A 19,526-nucleotide genomic window follows, 5' to 3' on the forward strand; every position below is an offset into this window, starting at 1 on the left:
ATTGGCTCATTGGCTTGTCGTCACTTATGGTTTCAATAGCCTTAGCGGCCAGCATGCCTGAAACAGCGCGCCGGTGGGGCGGCAAGGTTAAGCTGGTAAAGTTTCAATAGCCTTAGCGGCCAGCATGCCTGAAACACAGTTTTCACAAGTGGATTGAAACTCCAACAGGTTTCAATAGCCTTAGCGGCCAGCATGCCTGAAACGGTACTGCCCAGTATTCGCAAAGGCATCTGAAAGTTTCAATAGCCTTAGCGGCCAGCATGCCTGAAACAAGTTAACAACCCAGACAAAAAAAGATGGCGGCTTTGTTTCAATAGCCTTAGCGGCCAGCATGCCTGAAACGGAATAACCTATAATCAATGGGTGTTTGGGGGAAGTTTCAATAGCCTTAGCGGCCAGCATGCCTGAAACAAAGGGAAAAATATTAGTGAAATCTCCGAGGATGTTTCAATAGCCTTAGCGGCCAGCATGCCTGAAACAGTACACCATATTCCCCCTTTGAAATCAAGCACTTTAGACCCCATTTCCGCGAAGCTCTTTAAAATAGCTGTCATTTTTTACAAATCCTCAAAAAATCACTCAAAAAGCAGTCAAAATCAATTGTAAGTAATTGATTTTATAGGTGCCGCGGAGAAATCCAATAAATAGAATCAAGTTTCAGTAATAAATGATTGATTTTTATATCTATTGATTAGCGTATCTAAAAACCACTTTACTGAAGTGGTTTCCTTCGCGGTATCGCACTATTTTAGTGCAAAACGAAGCTCACAAAATCACTACTGCTGGCATTTCCGCCAACCGATCACCCTCTAAGGTGTGGGAGTCCTGCCGACAATTAGCGCATAAACGATATAAACCAATTTTGGTGTCTTCATCGGCAATGATTTTGAGACGATTACAGAGTATCTCAAGCTCGTTTTCGTTTTTCAGGGAAATTTCAAACACGGAATATTGCACCCGATCACCGTATTCTTTGAGTACCCTGGCGATACGATTACGGATTTTATCTTCCGTGACATCGTAACAGACGATATAGGCTCTCATTTGATTTTCCAAGCCTGAAAATGATCGGTTTTTCCATGTATCCAGTCTATCAATTGCAGATTTTGCCGGTGCAAATGCTCGTGCAGTTTATAGGGTTGTTCATCACGATACGCCTTAAACGGTTTTTCAAAGGCTTCACTGAGCAAAATCAGGTATTTTTTACGTGCTTCGTTTGCCATGTAACAACTGCCATCGGCTTTTATGGAGAAATCATCCGGGTTAATCTGGTTTTGGCGCACGGCAGTAAGCGCGACCCGTTCGATGATGTGGCGAAACGGTTCCATTAAGTCCGAGGCGAGCACGGCATGGCGACCGTGGGGCTGGTGGTATAAACCCACCCAGGGTTGCAGACCGCTGGCGTAACAGAGGGTTTCGACATGATTGTATAAAATGGTGTACCCCAGTGAGAGCAGGACGTTAAACGGATCTCGGGGTGGGCGGCGGTTGCGTCCTCCAAAACCCAGTGCTTCAGGGACGAGTTTTTGTAATGCCTGGAAATAAATTTTTGCGCCCTGGCCTTCGTAGCCATTGAGGTTTTCAAAATCCTGGGTATAACGGGCTTTTGCCAGCAGATTTTGCAGTTGGGTGAGACTTTGGTTAAATTGTTTATCGGTGTTGTAGCGGCGCAGCACTTCGCCCTGGTGACGCAGGCGTGATTGCACGAGGGATAAAGCGGCATTAAGGCTTTGCTGTTTGTCCTGAAAGCGCAGGTGTTGTTCCAGCCACAGGCGGCTGTGTTGGTGACGGGTGTGAATGCTGCTTGCCAGCCCTTGATATTCGCCACTGCGGGTGGCGTAGTGTATCGCAACCTGGTGTTTGAAAGCGGCTTTCAGGGCGGGGGTGGTGAGGTGATGACTGCCAAACAGTATTACCGTTTCGAGGTTGCGCCAGGGGTAGCTATGGGTTTCCGGTTGTTCCGGGTCTTCGGTTTGTTGTTGGATATGCAGGCGTTCTTCGCGGGTGGAGAGCAGGGCGGAACTGCCATTGATAAACAGGTAGATACCGAGTTCTTCGCGTTCGCCAATGCGGGTGTCGGGATTTGTTTCAGGTGCTTGCGTCTTGTGGGACTGGGTTTGTAATCCGGCGTTGTTAAAACGTTCGGGCGCAGGTTGCAAACCTGCGCCCGCCTGCGCATTTGTTGTTTGTTGCAGCGTCTCAGGCGTTATTGTTGTGTCTGCCAGCCAACTGCCGGGTGGGATTTGTGGTTGGTAATCGGGGTCTTTTTCACCACCTGCATCCAATGCCAAGCCGTTGACAAATAAGTAGCCGAGAAAACGAAAGCCTTGTTCAAAGTCGGTGATGGCAGTTTTTTTGGGGTTGAATGTCATGCCCAGTTCGCTGATGGAGGCGTTCGCGTGGCGAGCGGCATCTTCAACTTCAGCGCGAGTTTTGCCGAGGATGACAAAATCATCGGCAAAACGCAGCAACAGGTAGCCTGCGGTATCCAGGTCACTGTCAAAATCATCCAGTAGCAAGTTGGCGAGCAATGGGCTGAGAGGACTGCCTTGCGGTAATCCTGCGCGGCGTTGAATCAGTTTACCGTCAAACTGCACCGGCGCGCTAATCCAGGTCATGATGAGTTCGATTAGCGGTTCATCACCGAACAGGGCGTGCAGGCGAGTGTGAAGTTGTTCCCAGGATACGTTATCGAAAAAGTCTTCAATATCGGATTCAAATACCCAGCGATAACCTTGACGGTAGGCTTGCTGGATTTTTTGTGCAACTTGATGGCGTGAGCGTCCGCGCCGGTAGCCGTAGCTGTGCTCATACATCAGGGTTTCCAGCGCGGGGGTGAGAATTTGGGTGGTTGCGCGTTGGCTGATGCGGTCAAAAAACGGAGGCACGGCAAGTGGGCGCGGATCGCGTCCAGTTTTTTGCAGGATAATGCCTTTAAGCGGGGGGATGGCGTAAGTCTGGTTTAGCAGTTGCTGCGCTTGTTGTTCGAGTCTAGCGGCAACTTTGTCCGTGGGGATGTCGGATTCCATCTGGTGCATGGTGCTATCAGTTATGCGCTCTACTTGTTGTTGGCGCGAGACGTGCTGCCATGCGCGTTGCATGTTGTCAGGCGTGCAGACGCGCTGGAGCTGGGTGCTGGCCTGCTCACTGCGTTGCAGGCTGATTTCACCTTCCATGCCTTCGATTTGGTAACGCCCCCAACCAAAAATACGAAACCGCCCAATGCCAAGGTATTGACCTATTATCCAGTTTTGCCAGTGTTGTGGGGTGAATTGGCGGCAGTCAAGTTGCAGTAGACCGAGAAATCCGCCCATAGGTTTTTGTTGTTTGCCGTAGTGTTGATCCATCCAGAATAGTTGATGATGATTAAGTGTTCCAGAGGGAATGTCGGGCAGGGAAAAGCCAGTTTGCTCACGTTGCCGCAGCAGGGTGTTGATTGTGTTATAAAGGGCTTCGTTGAGGTGTTTGTAGTTAAGTTCACTTGCTTCGCGGCAGAAACGGGCTTCACCTTTGGCATTTTTATCGCGTTGTGCTTTTGGCAGCAGTAAGCGCAAGGGGGAGAGCCAGCGGATGTAACAGGTCTGGGCGTATTGCCAGAGATTGGTTTCAGCTTGCAGTTGCGGCAGGTCATAGACGCTGAGTTGTGTTGTGTGTTCAATCGCTTTGCCGGTAAACAGATCGCAGGCTTGATGCAGACGCAGGTTGTCGCGCAACGGCTGCTTGGTTTTGCTGTGGCGGACACTGTGCGGCAGTTGTTGTAATTTTTCCAGCAGGTGTTGCAGGCCGGTTTCACCGCCGCGTATGGCAATCAGGGTAAAGCGGTAATAGTCTTTGGCGCGGTAGTCTATGCAGCCGGTTTCAGGCGTGTCGATACAGAGATAGTTTTCGTAGGCAGTATCAGGCAGTTCAAATAAATAACGCAGCCAAGCGTTGACGATGGATTGGTGGTAAAACGGCAGTTTGCTGTTTTCAGTGAATTGCAGGGTGACGGAGATGGCACGAAGTGGAAGCAGGCTTGAGAGGGGCATGGTTTAGTTTTTTAGCTGATGTTATGCAATGAGTTTGTATTTTTCTTCAATTGCTTGTTTTTTGGTTTTTATTTTGGTGCAAAAATCCAGGCAATAAACCATCAGTGAGCATTGGTCTAATTGAAGCATATTTTCCTGTGGCAGAAAATCCAGTGATTCAATAGGTTCATCAATCATGGCTGATAAGAGTAAAACCGCACTGGCGCTGTCTTCTTGCAAAAATTTGAATACACTATCGTAAATGGGATTGGCAATTTGCATGGTAAAATTTCTTGTATCAGCTTATTTTTCAAAAATCAGAAAATCTATTGTGAATGGTTATTTTGGTGTCACTACCTTGATCTCATATTGTTCTAAACGGGCATCACAAGCCAACATCTCTTCAACACTAAGTTCTTTACCACGCAGATCAGGTGGTATATTTAATGACAAATGATAATACAGGCCGCCTCTGGCGCAGACAATTGCGGCAAGGTGAACCGGTAATGTGCCCAGTATCCTATCACCGGACTGGGTATCCCGGGGTTCAAAGTGACTGACCTGCTTGTCAATTTTAAACCCGGTTTGCGCTGCCCAGACTTTGGCACCGAGGTGGCGACTGATGAAATAGGTGGTCATGGTTTTAGTTCAGATAGGTGACATCATAGGCGCGCACTTTATAGTCATGCATACTGACATATTGAAATTGCCTGCCTTCCATAAGTGCGATGGCGGTTGCCGCCGCGCTTGAGGGTTTTTGACCACCAGTAATATCAACGATGATGTCACACAATGACATGTCTTTTTGCTGTAAATACTCATAAGCATAATTCGTTACATCTGCCAGTTCACGAATGTCTTCAAAGTCAATTCCAGAGGCGTATTCAGGCTTAAGTTCACTGATACTTTTGATGTCTGGAGAAAATGGGTGGATATTGCAAATAAGTTGCCTAAAATCTTCCATGTCTTTAATGGTGCCTATTTGCTTTCTGGTTTGCGTTTCAGTGGTTTTGGAAGGAATAATGATAATGGTTTTAAGCCGCCCCAAATGATAATTAATAGCTTCAATAGGCATGCGCCAAGGGCCTGAAAAACTTTCCCGGAATACCTTGTCCGTCATATTATGAGTTTTTTTATCTGGTGCCTGATTGATAGCTTTTATGGTTTGCTCATCTCTACCCGGTGGACTGAGAAATAAAATCAGACCTTTGACTTCAGCCGGTTTGTCATCCTGTATCACTATAGGTCTAATTTGCCCGGTTTCCACTCTTGCCCGGTATAGTAAAATAATGAACATTATTGGGAAAGTCCCCAGACTGATAATCATTTTCCAACTCCATAACTGCTGCCAGTCCTGGTTATCAAACAAGGTGAGCATTTCATAAACACCATTAATAAAAATGCCAACAGCAACAAGTACTACAATCATAACACTGACAATCAGTAAATTAGCTGAACCCAATGTTTTTTGTAGTACACGAATGGCATATTCGGCTTGTTGTTTATGGGGGCGATTATTGTTCATATTTCCTCATCATAAATTTTACGGGTTTTTGTCATTTTTTTTGACATATTAGGTTTATTCCACCAATCAAAATCGATAGACCACCTTTTTGCAATTTCTACCCGTAATGCTGGTTTAATAGTTTCATCGGCTTGTTGCCAGCGTTGCGCCAACTGTTTCCCTGTTATGGCTTTAAATTCATCTGATCCCGCTGCCATTATTTCTTGTATTTGCTTATCAACCCATTGAACATAAGGATTTATCTCTTCTACAATGGTGGGAACCTCATCTATTACCTGTTCTGTGGCCTTTTCTTCACTTTCAGTACTGGCAGCTGCCAAATCATCTTCCGAATAAGAGGCTGAACGCTGATCCAGTGGACGCTGTGGACGTGAAAATATCTCTTTATCATCCTTCTGCATCGAAATGTAGGGAGGTAAAACCAGGTGATCTTTCTTGGCCTCAACAAAATCATTTAATGGCATATAGGCTAAATTTCCTTTATTTGCCTGTGCTAATGTTGGATTAGCCATTGCCAGTAATTGTTGCATTTGTGGTGAATTTAACCAGTTAATGCCACTTTCCTGGTTATATTGCGTATTAATATGTTGTTCAAATTCCTTACAGAGCTTTTCTAAATTATTTTCTGCCAGGGGGTTTTCATTAGGATCATTTGCTTGCGCCTCCATTTTTGTAATATCAAGCTTGATTTGCCCTAAACCAAAAGGTTTACCCATGCCTATGGCATGATAGCAGTCAGGCTTAAATCCCCATTTTAATACCCAAATCAATGCGCCTAATTCTAAACGGGTGAGGTTATGAAAACGGGTTGTACCTGCAAATACACTGCCTTTTTGCAGTGGAAATAATTTTACTTGTGTTGCTTTGCTTTCCTGCCCCCGGTTATTTGCATTAATCGCACCGCTGGGTTCTGGAATATTGATTTCTTCCTCGTTTCTAACCGGATAACGTTTCCAGCCACGAATCTCGCTGTCATGCTGCATATAAGTCCGATATTGCTGTTTATTGTCCACCTTATCTCCAGCAGCATTGGTTTCCTGGGTGATGTAATTAGGAAAATATGTGGGTTTTGGCCCATTTAAGATGGTTGCTTGCCCATAGCGTTGCGTGGTTTTAAATTGTGCCATGGGTGCTGCCAATATTTTTTCACCTTGCAGGCGACAACTGCCAAAACTAACCCGGCTTTTCAGGCTGGGTTTATTTTCATCAGGATGGATTTTGCCCAGTATCAATTCAGCTAAATCACTTTTATCAGGATTGGCGTGTTCAGGGTTCGTGTAATCTATGGTTTCACCGATGCTGTAGTTATAGGCCAGTTTGTACATGTAGGCCAAACCAATAGATTTGACTTGATCAGGTTTATGTTTATCAAAGCGGTAGAAAACGGGGATTTCCTGGTGATTAAAGAATTGTTTTCTCCAATATCCGCACCAGGGGCTTTTTTGTGTATTAATATTTTTATCACAACTATCTTCCCCATGAATTTGCAGGAAGTCTTTTAATGTTTGTGGGCGAATTTTTATAGGACTGCTTTCATCACGGTCAAAAAAAACAAAATCATGTTTTTTCTGAGAAATAGGGCCTGTAAAAACGACAATACCTTCATGACTCCCCGTATCATCAGGATTGGCTATGGGTAAATTATTACCTTTGGATAAATTAAATCGAATGGTAGGTAAATGATGTTGAATCTGGGTTGTGTGGTTATTAGCTTTTACTATTGCTTTTCTATACCTATCAGCAATACTGGTTGAATCATTTATCCAGTTACCCAGATCATCTGATTTGCCCTTAGCCAAGCCTGTGCAAGGCACAATTTCAGTCTGCCCCGTTTTTTCATTTAAACGTAAAAACCCCGCTTTTTGCCCTGTATGAATATAGTTGTCCCCAATACTGGCGGAACAGGAAATATCCCGAATACCCAAACGCTGATCATTAACCCTTTGCATTTTGCCAAAGCTGATGATTTCCAATACAGCGCGTGTCATGCCTTTTAGACTGCTACCGGGAATGGTCGGCATATTGTTCATTTCAAAAAAGTGAACTTCTCCTGCATGACGACTATCAGCACTTTTAGGCTTTCCCCCCACTAAAACAGGCGTATTGGCAGTAATTTTAATCTGTAGACTACCGCTAAAACCTTCTTTGAAGGGTATGTCATGCGAGACTTTATCCGCCCATTTTGGGAAATAAATAAAGTGGGACAGTGGCACAAAGTTATAAGGTGAAGTAATTTTCTCAGGCATGACGATTTCTCTTATAAAAATCCACAAAAATGAGCATGGGCTTGGCAATAGCGTTGTGTTTTCGGATCAAACTGCCAGTAAACCCGGTAATTGGGCTGGCCAATTTCATCAAACTCTGCCATTTGGGTGATTGATTCAAGCAGGTAACTATCATTATCTGTTGGCGCGTATGTCGTAACAATCCAGCCTGCCTGTCCATCCTGGCGTATATGTAACGCGGCATCACCCTTAGCAAGTTCGCCATAAAGCAGATACCCATAATGTTCTAAATTAAATTGTTTAAACAGGCTGGCATGATCATCATAAAACTGGACTTCATTGAGTCGCTTATCATAGAGTTTAAGTTGACCCGCTTCAGTTTTAACGGCAATAGGTTGTTGTTGAAAACATAACCAGGCTTGGGTTGTCTCAAAAGCTTGTACATCGGCTAATAATTGTTCATGTTGCTCAAAATTATAGTTTTTTGTTTGGATAGATAAACCCGACAGTTGTATTTCATCAGATAATTGCAGATGTGCTTTTACTTCTTCAGGTAGTTTTTTTAGGTATTTTGATAAGTCATCAGCTTGCATAGAAATACTTCCTTTAATCCGTTACAGCACAAAAATAGCCCCAGCCACTGCGACCACTGCCAGCCCCTAAAGCCAATCTGGAGTTTTTCAAATCGTCCAGACTTAACTCAAAGGCCTTGAGAATATCTTCATCTTCTATTGTTTGTAGCAGACTGATATCAAGCTTAAGTTTGATATTTGGATCATTGATAATTTCTTCCACAAACAATGCACCATTTAATACCCCACCGGTAAAACGATCAATGCTGTTGTGAATTAAGTCCCCGGCTTTACGGCTGTCAATATCCAGATATAAGTCATCAAATAATACAATGCCCCGCCGTCCTTTTTCTTTGTCTTGATCATTGCTGTCTTTGGCATAACCAAACAGGGCTTTAACGGCCTCATTATTTTCACCGACATGACAGGCATAATTATCAGATTCAATTTCTTCACAAAAAACCTGTTTAAGCCGATTGTAATGAAAGGCGGTACGGTGACTGATTGCGCCTTTAATACTGCTGGCAGGCACAAGCACATAGCGTTTGGTATCTAAAGTACCTTTGTCTTCAGTCCAGCTAATCTTTTGCTCTAACACTGGAACATCATCAGCCTCACTGGCCGGGTTTAAGCTGCGTTTACCGCCACCAAACCGAAATGGCTCTAATGGCTTGAGCTTTAGCTGATAAGTTGTCACAGCACTGCTGTCAGTATTGAGTGCGGGGAGGGTGGTTTCAGTATCCAGGCTATTTAAATGACGCGCTAACGCACTAAAGTCATCAAAGCCCTGCTCAGTGCTTAAATCAAAGCAGGTTTCCTGGCATTGAATCAATTTAACCTTACCCAAACCGCTACGAGTATTACCTCCCAGGCGAAATTCAGGGTGTTGCAAAAGGGTGAGCAGTTGCTGCCAGGGTTTTGGGTCTTGATCAGAGCCGCGCCAGAAAGATAATTCAACACTAAAACGGTGCCCTGTTCTGAGGCTGGTACGATCAAATTTACCTTGTTCGTCACTGGCCGCCACACCCTGGTGATTAATCCTTACTTGATCACGGCTAATACCCTGCCCCAGCGCATCTTTTAATACACTATCAGTAAGCGTTGCCAAGTTGGGATCAAATTTTTCTACGGGTTGATTATCTTGATTATGTAATACGCCCCAAGAGACTTGCACCGTAGAGGCAAGTTCCCGTTCATCATTTTTATCTTTTGCTTTGCCAAACAATTCATTGGCCGATGTTTCAGTATAAACTTGTTGGTATAAGTGGCGTAAAACACCCGCGAGGCTGCTACCAGGAATAGCGGGTAAACCATTGGCATCACGTACCAATAAATTATCAAATAAACCATCACCCCGCCCGGTAGCAATGGATAATGGCGTGAGGGTTTCTAAAACCAGTTGGGCAATATGAAAACAGGGCTTGCTGGCTATCATTGGCTGTTTCCTTGGATTTGTTTAATATCACGACGGATATGATGAGCGAGGCGGGCAATAGTTGCAGCAATGGTTGCGGGTGTTTGGTTTTCTTTTTCACAAAGCTTAACTTTTGCTTTTAACCATGCGCGAAAGTTCTTGATGTCGCCAGGTGCATAAAAAGCAAGCCCCCAGGCCTCATCTTTTTCTTTACAAACCGCATGCTCACCTGAAAATAAGTTATTTTTAAGCATTGAGAGGTCGGAAACAGTTTGTGCAACCTCCAATACCCGCCCCCATTGATTAGGGCCAGGGCCTGCGTAGTCACCCGGTGCAATTTTATGGAGTTTAGTGGCTTTGAGATAATAAGTTTGATACTCATCAAGCCAAACTTTCACAGTTTTTTCAATTTCATCATCTTTTCTAATTTTATCGTGCTGATTAACAAGCCACTGTGCCAAAGGATGTTCAGGCATTGAAACCGCAGGCACGGGTGGTTTTTTTTGCGCTTTATAAATATAGGGCCTGGGTGGATTAATCCACACCCGTCCCAATCCTGCCTGACGATAAAGCCCCAGACCTTTTTGTTGCAGTTGCTGCAAATCTTCAATACTTGGGGTGTTTTCACAGTCAAAATGTAACATGCTACCCATTTGTAACACGGGGCGTTCCAATTCTCGCTGACGATAATGCCCATTAAAAGGGCTGTAACTACGATGACGAATAAAACTTTTAGCCAGGTTGAAAGAAGCTTTCCAAGCCTCAGGAAAACTGAGATGGGCAGGCTCAGGATAAAACGAAACTTGTCCATGCGAATCTTGCAATGCCATATCCGCCAATAACCAAATGGAGAAGCCTTTATCTGCCTCTTGTATCAACAAATCATCTTCTTCCCAATCTGCAACAGAAACCTCAACCCGACCATATTGTGCCGAGCGGGAACGCCCCAGGTGCAGGATACCTTGCAGACAATTTTTTACCTTGCTTAATAAGGCATCATCAATATCTGTATCAACATCAAGACTGAAACCAAAAGATAAACCCGCAGGCAAACTGGCATAACCGAATAATGCTGAAGTTTTATTACGCCCTGTTTCAGGATCTACGGCGGTTTTCATTTGTAATTGTTTATTGGGCGAAACATATTCACTACAAAAACTGATATAACCCCGGCGCAATTGTTTGGGCTGCTGCGTTTTATCCGCTAAATCACAAAGGTTTTCCAGGCAGACATGATCGTCACGAACAACTTTTGTACCCGTTTTGGCTTCATGCCAGCTAAAAGGGATAGGGTAAGTTGGATGACGATGCGGACTAAGCGGTAAGGCATTGTGGAATCTCAGTTTGCCGGAATGAAACAGGAAATAACTGTCTTTGGCACTGAGTTGGGTATACAGACGATTGGCAACTGCACCCAATAAACTCGCGCCGCTGATATAATCCAGACTGCCATGACCACCTTCATTTGCGCCACGTTCGCTGATGATTACAGGCTCTAATAATTTCAGGGTATAGTTAAGACGCTGCATGATTATTCTCCACCAAAGTCACAACCGCACGCCCCAAACCACGATTGCGCCAGGAACCCACTGCACGCATTAAAACTAAACATTTTTTTAGATTACTTTGCCAATCAGGATAAGCCGTCAATTGTTCGGGTTTGATATTATCTAACTGTGCATAAAGTGTCAGCGGGATACTTGCTTCAATACTACGCAAAGACTTATCAAAAGCTGTACCGCTATCATGCTCAATCCGGGTTGCATATAAAGTGGTAAAAAGATGTTTTTGCAATGCGGCGGCATCATATGATGCAGGGTTTTTAAGCCAGCTTGCCAGTGCTGGTTCCAGTGTTGCATTACAAAAACGCAAAGCACCTGAATCCGTGTCATGACGGCGTTTTCCCTGTTCTTCTGCGCGTGTGCCAAATAAGGTGTTGGTCAGGTTTTTTGGAACCCGCCCCCATTCCTCAGCACAATACACCGCATCCCGCACCAGGCCTTTTAAGTTACGCCCCGGTAAATACGGTATACCATCATCTTTTTCTACCAGTGCATCTATAGTGGCTCCGCCAGACTTACCGGCTCCCGTGTGCCAATAAGATAAAATTTCTATTTTTAATTGCATTACAGTTCCCTGCCCTGACTGACTGCATTTAACATCAACGCATCACCGATAGGGGTTTTATCATCGCTAAACAAGCAAGATAAGTTCATCGCTTTACTACCTGTCAGTTTGCTGAGCTTATCAATAAATCCTTCCCAATCCTGTAATTGGCTTTTTTGCATATTTTCACGCCAGCGATTAAAGGCATGTTCCGCCTCAATTGGATTTAAATGCAGTAGATTAAGCAGTTCGCGTGCTGCGCCTTTGCTGATATGATTATCTTCATCTTTCATAAAACTGGCAAAGTCCTGCAAGTCTTCCAATGAAGCTAAAGCGGAAGCATCCATTTTATTGACTTTATAGGGTTGCATAGTCAAGAACTTCTTATCCGCTAAGCTTAATTCTTCACGGAGAAGACCTTTATAGTCGCCGATCACACTGTTGGTAATGCGATGAAAAGCCAGGCATGAAGTCTCACGTTTTGATTCATCTTTAGCATGATCACAGAGCTTCCCAGCCAATTGATAAGCCAGATAAAAAGGTTGATTCGCTTTAACAAAAGCAATACCGGCACAAGCTGTTAAGGATTTAATTTTAATGCCATACTCACTCACCAAAGGTGCTAAGTTTTTTTGGCTAAGCCGCTCAAAATTTTGCAGAAAATCTGAACAAAAATCCAAAGCCAAATCACCGCGAACAACAAACGTCACATCATCACCACCAATAACCAAAGGGCGGGCGGGCATGGTATCTTTTCCATCAGGATGGAGCTTAAGGCGGGTAATTAATTTATTTAGAGTTGTTTTTATCGCCTGTAAAGTCGTGTCTTCAATCGCTTTAGAAAATGCTAAAAAGGCAGCTTTATAAGCTTTATCATTCAAATCTTGCGCTTTAATATTTACTTCTAAATCACGCAATAGCTGCCCTAAAGCATTGCCATCGGCATGGATAATCCCGACATAACGGTTGTCACCCAAAAAAGGAAAACTATCTTGCTGATAATTTTCCACATCGGCATCTGCGTCTTCAGCATTTAAGTCCACTGGCCAGTGAAATTTAGCAAGATCCTGATTATCGCCCTCAACATCAAAAGCTAATTTTTTGAATAAGCGACTGTTACCCGCTTCATACACCTTGGAGCCAAAAGTACACCGATAAAATTCATGTTTTTGGGTAATCGCCGCATCCATTTGTTCTTGTTGCTGGTCTCGACGCTTACGGCTGCTATAAGCCGCCTGCCCTGTTCTGGGACTGCGGAAACTAAAAGGACTGGCTTGTGGTAAAGAAGGGAAGTGAATATTACGATTGCTCACCAGTTTAGCCCGAACTTGCTCAACTGCTTTGGGTAAAGTCTTATCGCTGGCAAACCCCTGAGCAAAACTGACACCGGGTAAAAATCGCTGAATAGCAAGAGTCCAAACAGCTTGTAATTGTTGAGCCTGTTCTTCATCATCCAAACAGATTAAAAATGCCCCACCTGCCTTGCGAACAAACTGCGGTTGCGGATTATTAATTCCCAAGACTGCCAGGACTTCATCAATTAAACTTAAATTTTTAGTATTGTTTGTATTAAAGCAAATATATTCAATTTGTTCACTCGCCCCAACCATATCCCTTAATTTATTACCATCCAAAATATAATTTTGGATCGATTTTATTTCAAATCCATAAACAGTGGGCATTACAACTCCTTAGCAACTATTTTTGTTTTTGTGTGAATTCACCTCATTCACTATGTCCACATTAGGAACGCAGAAGATAAATTCTGATTTGTTATTTTTTTCTGTTTGGTGCTACCACGCTAATTTACCCTATCAAGTTTTTATTGCTATATCAACTGTAAAAGCAAGGGAAATGCGTGGGTCTGAGTTTGTAACTCAAATCTGGATATTTCAACATTTGGGTTGCAGTTATAAACCACGACCCATTGGTGGAATATTAAAAATCAGGTTAGAGGCAATAAAAAACCCCGGTACTTAAACAGTACCGAGGTTTTTTGTTTTCAATAGCCTTAGCGGCCAGCGTGCCTGAAACGTTGTATTGGTTGGTGGTGTTTTGTTGATCGGAGTTTCAATAGCCTTAGCGGCCAGCATGCCTGAAACGGCGTAGCTTACCCACTACGGGCTATTAAAAAGTTTCAATAGCCTTTAATATTAAAAGATAAATCTGAATATTTTGTTAAACCCATGCCACTTCAATGGTTTTCTCCGCAAAATCGCACCATTTCAGTGCAAAATACTGATTACAAAATCACCACCGCTGGCATTTCCGCTAATCGATCACCATTTAAGGTGTGTAAAAATATAGACTAAAAATATACAAAATATAGACTACAAAATATAGACAGCCAAGAAAATAAAAAAATAAAACTACACTATCACTCCAATATTCTCAATCAGTCAAATTATTGAAATTCAGAAATAAGTCAGAAAAAACAGCCTAATTGTATGGAAAACATTAAAATATGGATGTCATCAAAATACGTTATTAATGCGCCCCGTTGGGGCTAAACAACAGGGCTTGTCCGCCCTGTATCTCGGCTTTCAGTCACCAAATGCTCCAACCCACCCGTCTTTTAGCGGGTGGTTGTTTATTTCTGCATTGTAAAAACCATTACATAGCTTACTATGCGCCGGTTTTCACGCCTTGAAAATGAATAAAAATCCTGCGCGCTACGAGGGTGTTATTTCTTGCGAGTTACTTTAACCCGGTTCCTCTCCCATTTGAGACAGGGCATTTTTACGCATTTCCTTCAGCTCGTGAGAAAAGCCACCAGAGAGTATAGGAAAACGGCACCAGGTTTTGGGGTCGAGGCTTTCGTCATCAAGGTGAAAACTCGGTGCGTAACGCTCGCGTTTCCATTGGTTGCGTATCCAGAGCTGGAAAAAACGTTCTATCCATGTCAGCAATTGTTCGGCTGTATAATCAAAACGGCTGTTTAATAAGCAATAAATTTCCCAGGGTGTTTGCCGATCCCGAATCGCGGCTTTTTCAATGGCGTTGAGCAATACATAGGGCATTAGATCCGCTTCGTCAGTTTGTTCCGCGCCGGGACGCAATTCTGCGGTGGGTTGCTGGGTGTTGATATAAGAGAGCGCGGGGATGGGGTTCACGCCGGGGCTGTTTGGTGCGTTTTGCTCCAGCCAGTGCAACCAGTGGCGAATAAAGTGTTTGTCTATGCCTGCCAGCGGACTCAGGCCGCCGCTGGTATCACCATCCATTGTTGCATAACCCACTGCCGCCTCGGAACGGTTACTGGTGGCGAGCAATAAGGCATTACGCAGGTTTGCCAGCATCCACACGCCAGGGGCGCGGGCGCGGGCCTGGATGTTTTGCAGCGCCAGATCGTCTTGTGCCCAGTTCAGGGAGCGCCCAATAGCCTGCTCAATGTGTTGCCGATAACCGGAAACCATGTTTTCAATATCCAGTTCGAGATATTCCGCGCCAACGGCATGGGCTATTTTTTCAGCCGCGTTGCGGGTGGTTTCCGAAGAGTTACGGGTGGCCTGATACACGCAGACCAATAACACCGGCATGAGTTGTTCTATGGTGTTCAGCTCAGTTTGCGGCAGATTCAGGCGGGCGCAAAAGTTTTCTATGCCCACTTCTGCCACGCCCAGTTCCACCATTAAACGAATCAGGCAGGCGACAGCCGCAGAGTCCGCGCCACCACTGAGCGAAAGCGCAAAGCCTTGGGAACGGCTTTTGGCTGAGTAATCATATAAACCCAAGGCCACGGCACGGGCAAATTCTTCTTGCTTGAGAGATTCCCCCGTTTCCCAGGCGGGATATACCGGCTTGCTCTCGCTTTGTTTTTCCGGCAAGCGTTGCGGGTAGTTAAAATCCAAATGTACACATGCTTGCGGGTTGCCAACAAAACGACTGGTGCGCGCCTGGTTCATGCGGGTACGATCCACGTCCACCAGCGCAGAAATCAAACGCCACGATGCAAAACTGAGGCGCTCGCCAGCCGCTAACATCTCGCCGTTGCTGGCAATCAAGGTGTCGCCATCATAAATCACCCGTCCGGCTTCGTTGCCCAGCAGATTAGCGTAGACATAACTGCTGCTGAAGGCGCGTGAACCTTCCAACACTAAACGTTTGCGAGTTTCACGTTTATCGAAGGCAAAATGGCTGGCGGTGGGGTTAAGGATAATGTCGATACCCGCCTGCGCCAGACGGGTACCGGGACGACGCGCCACCCAGGCTTCTTCACAGATTTCAAAACCAATGCGCACCCCACCGCAATTAAAATAAATGTCACCAAAAGGCACGCAGTCTTCGCCAATTTGCAGACTGTCCTGCACTTCAACGGGCCAGGGATGAAACCAGCGTGGTTCATAATGAATGCCATCACCGGGTAAAAAACGTTTGGCAACAAAACCACCGATTTTGCCATTATTAAGCAGGCACACGGTGTTATATACACGGTTTTGATGTAATACCGGCAGACCGACTGCAACGATAATATCCTGGGTGAATGGTACAATTTCCAGCAGCACCCGCAACGCCTGTTGTAATAAACCCGCACCCAGAAAAGCGTCTTCACAACCATAACCGCTGATACACAGTTCCGGCAGACACAGAATATCTACTTGTTGGGAGCGCGCTTGTTGAATGGCTGCCAGTATATTTTTTTGATTGCCGTCCCAATCCATCGGTGTCTGGTTCAGACAGGCGGCAGCAAGTTTAATCAGATGCATGAGTTTAATCGTAGTTTTTTAGTTGCGTTAATTAAGGAGTGAGAATTTTATAACTTCAGCAACCTGGCTGGTCTTTTCCTCCATTTTCTGCGTTGTGAAAACAGTTACATAGCTTGCTATGCGCCTGTTTTCACGCCTTGAAAATGAATGAAAATCCTGCGCCCAGTTTCTGCATTTATTTCATCCTCACTCCTAAAGAGAGCATAATAGCAATTTATTCATCATGCTTAATTATCTTTATATCACACCATTCGGGATCGGCTGATGAATTGCTGGATAAAATCATAGGCATAATTCACTTATCTACTAAAGATGCTATTAACCTGTTCGTGTCTTTCAGGCTATAATGCACTATTTCTTATATAATCTTATTTTCCCAAGCCTGTTTCAACTTGGCAATCCGGTCAGGAGTATAAACCGTATGAATAAACCCCTTAATCCGTATAGTTCCCGTATCACCCAGCCTAAATCTCAGGGCGCATCGCAAGCGATGTTATACGGTACAGGTTTAACCACCGAAGATATGGACAAAGCCCAGGTAGGCATTGCCAGTGTCTGGTATGAAGGTAATACCTGTAATATGCATTTACTGGAACTGGCCGGGGAAGTGAAAAAAGGGGTGCAGGCGGCAGACTTAGTGGGGATGCGTTTTAATACCATTGGTGTGAGTGACGGTATTTCCATGGGTACGCGGGGTATGAGTTATTCCCTGCAATCGCGGGATTTAATTGCCGACTCCATTGAAACCATTATGGGTGGGCAATGGTATGATGGACTGATTGCGCTGCCTGGTTGTGATAAAAATATGCCGGGTTGCATTATTGCCATGGGACGGCTGAACCGTCCAGCCTTAATGGTTTATGGCGGTACCATTAAACCGGGGTATGATAAAAATAATCAGCCGCTGGATATCGTTTCTGCTTTTCAGTCTTATGGTGCTTTTCTTGCTGGCAAAATCACTGAAGAAGAACGCCAGGATATCGTGGCGCACGCTTGTCCCGGCGCGGGTGCCTGTGGCGGCATGTATACTGCAAACACCATGGCTTCCGCCATTGAAGCAATGGGCATGAGCCTGCCTTACAGCTCTTCCATGCCTGCCGAAGAACACGGTAAACGGGAAGAATGCGAACGCGCAGGCAAGGCAATTCGTTATTTGCTGGAGCAGGATATTAAACCCCGCGATATTATGACCCGTGCCGCATTTGAAAATGCGATGGTGTTGCTCATGGCGCTGGGTGGCTCCACCAATGCGGTATTACATTTAATTGCGATGGCGCGTTCAGTTGATGTGGAACTGAGCATTGATGATTTTCAGGCTATCAGTGATCGCATCCCCTTCATTGCCGACTTAAAACCCAGTGGTCGTTATGTAATGGAAGACCTGCATAATGTGGGTGGCACGCCAGCGGTCATGAAGTACCTGATGAGCAAAGGTTTGATTAATGGTTCCTGCCTGACAGTCACCGGTAAAACCGTAGCGGAAAACCTGGCTGAAGCAGCAGATTTAACGCCTGGGCAAGAAGTCATTTTGCCACTGGAAAAACCGATTAAGGAAAGCGGTCATATCCAAATCTTAAAAGGTAATCTGGCTCCCGGTGGCAGCGTTGCTAAAATCACCGGCAAAGAAGGTTTACGTTTTTCAGGCCCGGCTAAAGTCTATGATTGCGAAGAAGACATGCTGGCAGCACTGGAGCGCAAAGAGATCGTAAAAGGTGACGTAGTCGTGATTCGTTACGAAGGGCCTAAGGGCGGCCCTGGTATGCCGGAAATGCTAACGCCCACCTCCGCCATTATGGGCGCAGGGCTTGGCAACGATGTTGCACTATTAACCGATGGACGTTTTTCCGGTGGTTCTCACGGCTTTATCGTGGGGCATATTGTCCCGGAAGCACAGGAAGGCGGCCCTATTGCATTGATTCAAAATGGCGATCAAATTACCATTGATGCCGGAAATAACCTGCTGGCTGTGGATGTCAGCGACACTGAAATGGAACAACGCAAAGCCGGTTGGACGATGCCTGAATATAAAGCCAAACGCGGCACCTTATACCGTTTTATTAAAACGGTGAAAAATGCCTCGGAAGGTTGCGTGACTGATGCCTAAAAGGCCATAGCCGATATTACGAGACCAGCGTTATCAGAAGTTGTTGCTAAACCGTCATGAGCGAAGGCAGAGCAAGGCGCAGCCAGTGCGAAAAACCGGAGTGTATATAAAATACATGAGGATTTTTCACACTGACTGCAACGCCGCTATGTCGAGCGCAATAGGTTTACCAATAGCTTCTCAGGCTGACCCCTGATAACGCACTATAATATATATAAAGAGGAACATTCAGATGAAAACGATTAAAGTGCTATTAAGCATTTGCCTATTAAGCTTGTATGCGCAGACAGCATTTGCCGAAAAAGCAAATATCAACCAGATTAAACAGAATATCAGCAGCGATGTCGATAAACGTATTCAGATTTTAAACACCTATAAAATCTGTGTTCAGGCCGCTAAAGTCAGGCCAAATATCAAGACCTGCCGTGCCAATAAAAAGGCAGCGATGCAAGCCTTAAAAGCTGAGCGAAAGCTTAAGAGAGCACCACATAAAGGGCAGTAGCCATGGAACATCGAGAGCAACGACGTAAAAATCTGTTTTTATACCTGGATGTCTTTGACCGGGAAACTGGACGTTTATTAGGCCATCTGGGCGATATTTCTGACGAAGGCTTAATGATTATTGCCGATCATGCCATGCCTTTGAATGTACTGCGTAAATTAAGAATCAGATTACCTGAAGATGAGGATTTTGATCAGGATCATCTGGATGCTGAAGTTGAAACTCGCTGGACGGCACCGGATATTAATCCTGAATTACATTGCACCGGTTGTCTGTTCATAGAAATCAGCAATGCTGATTTAGAACGTGTTGAAAAAGTCAGTCAGTTGTTAAGCTTTGATGGTTAAAACTTAGGAATTGCCCAACAA

At 44.8% G+C, this 19,526-nt stretch carries 15 protein-coding genes and 1 CRISPR repeat array; of the genes, 3 read left to right on the plus strand and 12 right to left on the minus strand.

The window, feature by feature from the left end; translation table 11 throughout:
* Window positions 1–29: 29 nt before the first annotated feature.
* A CRISPR array of direct repeats spans window positions 30–479; the repeat unit is 35 nt; unit sequence GTTTCAATAGCCTTAGCGGCCAGCATGCCTGAAAC.
* A gap of 286 nt (window positions 480–765) precedes the next feature.
* The 12 genes from cas2 to nadE all read right to left on the minus strand — a co-directional run bounded on the left by cas2 (window position 766) and on the right by nadE (window position 16,552).
* Window positions 766–1,044 (minus strand): CRISPR-associated endonuclease Cas2, encoded by a 279-nt coding sequence (gene cas2 / locus QUF61_RS03240; RefSeq protein WP_103921741.1) that lies wholly within the window; start codon window positions 1,042–1,044, stop codon window positions 766–768.
* Window positions 1,041–4,028 carry a CRISPR-associated endonuclease Cas1 gene (gene cas1 / locus QUF61_RS03245; RefSeq protein ID WP_289680433.1) on the minus strand — a complete coding sequence of 996 codons (2,988 nt, stop codon included), beginning with the start codon at window positions 4,026–4,028 and terminating at the stop codon, window positions 1,041–1,043. Before cas1 ends, cas2 begins: the two co-directional genes overlap by 4 nt.
* A gap of 21 nt (window positions 4,029–4,049) precedes the next feature.
* Window positions 4,050–4,289 carry a hypothetical protein gene (locus QUF61_RS03250; RefSeq protein ID WP_103921738.1) on the minus strand — a complete coding sequence of 80 codons (240 nt, stop codon included), beginning with the start codon at window positions 4,287–4,289 and terminating at the stop codon, window positions 4,050–4,052.
* A gap of 57 nt (window positions 4,290–4,346) precedes the next feature.
* Window positions 4,347–4,646 carry a CRISPR-associated protein Csx16 gene (gene csx16 / locus QUF61_RS03255; protein WP_289680435.1) on the minus strand — a complete coding sequence of 100 codons (300 nt, stop codon included), beginning with the start codon at window positions 4,644–4,646 and terminating at the stop codon, window positions 4,347–4,349.
* A gap of 4 nt (window positions 4,647–4,650) precedes the next feature.
* Window positions 4,651–5,532: a hypothetical protein gene (locus QUF61_RS03260; RefSeq protein WP_289680436.1), complete on the minus strand. Its 882-nt coding sequence runs from the start codon at window positions 5,530–5,532 to the stop codon at window positions 4,651–4,653.
* The gene (locus QUF61_RS03265; RefSeq protein WP_289680437.1) at window positions 5,529–7,778 is read right to left on the minus strand and encodes a TIGR03986 family type III CRISPR-associated RAMP protein; all 2,250 of its coding nucleotides are present in this window, start codon (window positions 7,776–7,778) and stop codon (window positions 5,529–5,531) included. The genes QUF61_RS03260 and QUF61_RS03265 overlap by 4 nt, the downstream gene beginning before the upstream one ends.
* 11 nt (window positions 7,779–7,789) lie before the next feature.
* Window positions 7,790–8,350 carry a hypothetical protein gene (locus tag QUF61_RS03270; protein ID WP_289680438.1) on the minus strand — a complete coding sequence of 187 codons (561 nt, stop codon included), beginning with the start codon at window positions 8,348–8,350 and terminating at the stop codon, window positions 7,790–7,792.
* A 13-nt stretch (window positions 8,351–8,363) separates the two neighbouring features.
* Window positions 8,364–9,764, minus strand: coding sequence for an RAMP superfamily CRISPR-associated protein (locus QUF61_RS03275; RefSeq protein WP_289680439.1), 1,401 nt, complete (start codon window positions 9,762–9,764; stop codon window positions 8,364–8,366).
* Window positions 9,761–11,272: an RAMP superfamily CRISPR-associated protein gene (locus QUF61_RS03280; protein WP_289680440.1), complete on the minus strand. Its 1,512-nt coding sequence runs from the start codon at window positions 11,270–11,272 to the stop codon at window positions 9,761–9,763. Before QUF61_RS03280 ends, QUF61_RS03275 begins: the two co-directional genes overlap by 4 nt.
* A complete protein-coding gene (locus tag QUF61_RS03285; protein WP_289680441.1) occupies window positions 11,259–11,870 on the minus strand; it encodes an RAMP superfamily CRISPR-associated protein in 612 nt (203 codons plus the stop codon). Before QUF61_RS03285 ends, QUF61_RS03280 begins: the two co-directional genes overlap by 14 nt.
* Window positions 11,870–13,531, minus strand: a complete 1,662-nt coding sequence (locus QUF61_RS03290; RefSeq protein ID WP_289680442.1) for a Cas10/Cmr2 second palm domain-containing protein — start codon at window positions 13,529–13,531, stop codon at window positions 11,870–11,872. Before QUF61_RS03290 ends, QUF61_RS03285 begins: the two co-directional genes overlap by 1 nt.
* 1,020 nt (window positions 13,532–14,551) lie before the next feature.
* On the minus strand, window positions 14,552–16,552 hold the full coding sequence (gene nadE, locus QUF61_RS03295; RefSeq protein ID WP_289680443.1) for an NAD(+) synthase: 2,001 nt from the start codon (window positions 16,550–16,552) through the stop codon (window positions 14,552–14,554).
* A 421-nt stretch (window positions 16,553–16,973) separates the two neighbouring features.
* On the opposite strand from nadE, the gene ilvD reads away from it, so the two are divergent.
* The 3 genes from ilvD to QUF61_RS03310 all read left to right on the plus strand — a co-directional run bounded on the left by ilvD (window position 16,974) and on the right by QUF61_RS03310 (window position 19,505).
* Complete coding sequence (gene ilvD / locus QUF61_RS03300; protein WP_289680444.1) at window positions 16,974–18,656, plus strand: dihydroxy-acid dehydratase; 1,683 nt, start codon at window positions 16,974–16,976, stop codon at window positions 18,654–18,656.
* Window positions 18,657–18,888: 232 nt separating this feature from the next.
* Window positions 18,889–19,158, plus strand: coding sequence for a hypothetical protein (locus QUF61_RS03305; RefSeq protein WP_103921226.1), 270 nt, complete (start codon window positions 18,889–18,891; stop codon window positions 19,156–19,158).
* Window positions 19,159–19,160: 2 nt separating this feature from the next.
* Entirely contained in the window at window positions 19,161–19,505 is a 345-nt protein-coding gene (locus tag QUF61_RS03310; protein ID WP_103921227.1) for a PilZ domain-containing protein, read from the plus strand.
* Window positions 19,506–19,526 lie beyond the last annotated feature (21 nt).

The sequence above is a fragment of the Candidatus Venteria ishoeyi genome, assembly GCF_030378065.1.
In the GTDB taxonomy this organism is placed as follows: domain Bacteria; phylum Pseudomonadota; class Gammaproteobacteria; order Beggiatoales; family Beggiatoaceae; genus Venteria; species Venteria ishoeyi.

Bases quoted from the DNA above. Each gene is read 5' to 3' on its own strand.
- QUF61_RS03290 (WP_289680442.1), bottom strand. From the start codon at position 13,531: ATGCCCACTGTTTATGGATTTGAAATAAAATCGATCCAAAATTATATT.
- QUF61_RS03250 (WP_103921738.1), bottom strand. From the start codon at position 4,289: ATGCAAATTGCCAATCCCATTTACGATAGTGTATTCAAATTTTTGCAA.
- QUF61_RS03310 (WP_103921227.1), top strand. From the start codon at position 19,161: ATGGAACATCGAGAGCAACGACGTAAAAATCTGTTTTTATACCTGGAT.
- cas1 (WP_289680433.1), bottom strand. From the start codon at position 4,028: ATGCCCCTCTCAAGCCTGCTTCCACTTCGTGCCATCTCCGTCACCCTG.
- cas2 (WP_103921741.1), bottom strand. From the start codon at position 1,044: ATGAGAGCCTATATCGTCTGTTACGATGTCACGGAAGATAAAATCCGT.
- QUF61_RS03305 (WP_103921226.1), top strand. From the start codon at position 18,889: ATGAAAACGATTAAAGTGCTATTAAGCATTTGCCTATTAAGCTTGTAT.
- nadE (WP_289680443.1), bottom strand. From the start codon at position 16,552: ATGCATCTGATTAAACTTGCTGCCGCCTGTCTGAACCAGACACCGATG.
- QUF61_RS03270 (WP_289680438.1), bottom strand. From the start codon at position 8,350: ATGCAAGCTGATGACTTATCAAAATACCTAAAAAAACTACCTGAAGAA.
- ilvD (WP_289680444.1), top strand. From the start codon at position 16,974: ATGAATAAACCCCTTAATCCGTATAGTTCCCGTATCACCCAGCCTAAA.
- QUF61_RS03260 (WP_289680436.1), bottom strand. From the start codon at position 5,532: ATGAACAATAATCGCCCCCATAAACAACAAGCCGAATATGCCATTCGT.
- QUF61_RS03280 (WP_289680440.1), bottom strand. From the start codon at position 11,272: ATGCAGCGTCTTAACTATACCCTGAAATTATTAGAGCCTGTAATCATC.
- QUF61_RS03285 (WP_289680441.1), bottom strand. From the start codon at position 11,870: ATGCAATTAAAAATAGAAATTTTATCTTATTGGCACACGGGAGCCGGT.
- QUF61_RS03275 (WP_289680439.1), bottom strand. From the start codon at position 9,764: ATGATAGCCAGCAAGCCCTGTTTTCATATTGCCCAACTGGTTTTAGAA.
- csx16 (WP_289680435.1), bottom strand. From the start codon at position 4,646: ATGACCACCTATTTCATCAGTCGCCACCTCGGTGCCAAAGTCTGGGCA.
- QUF61_RS03265 (WP_289680437.1), bottom strand. From the start codon at position 7,778: ATGCCTGAGAAAATTACTTCACCTTATAACTTTGTGCCACTGTCCCAC.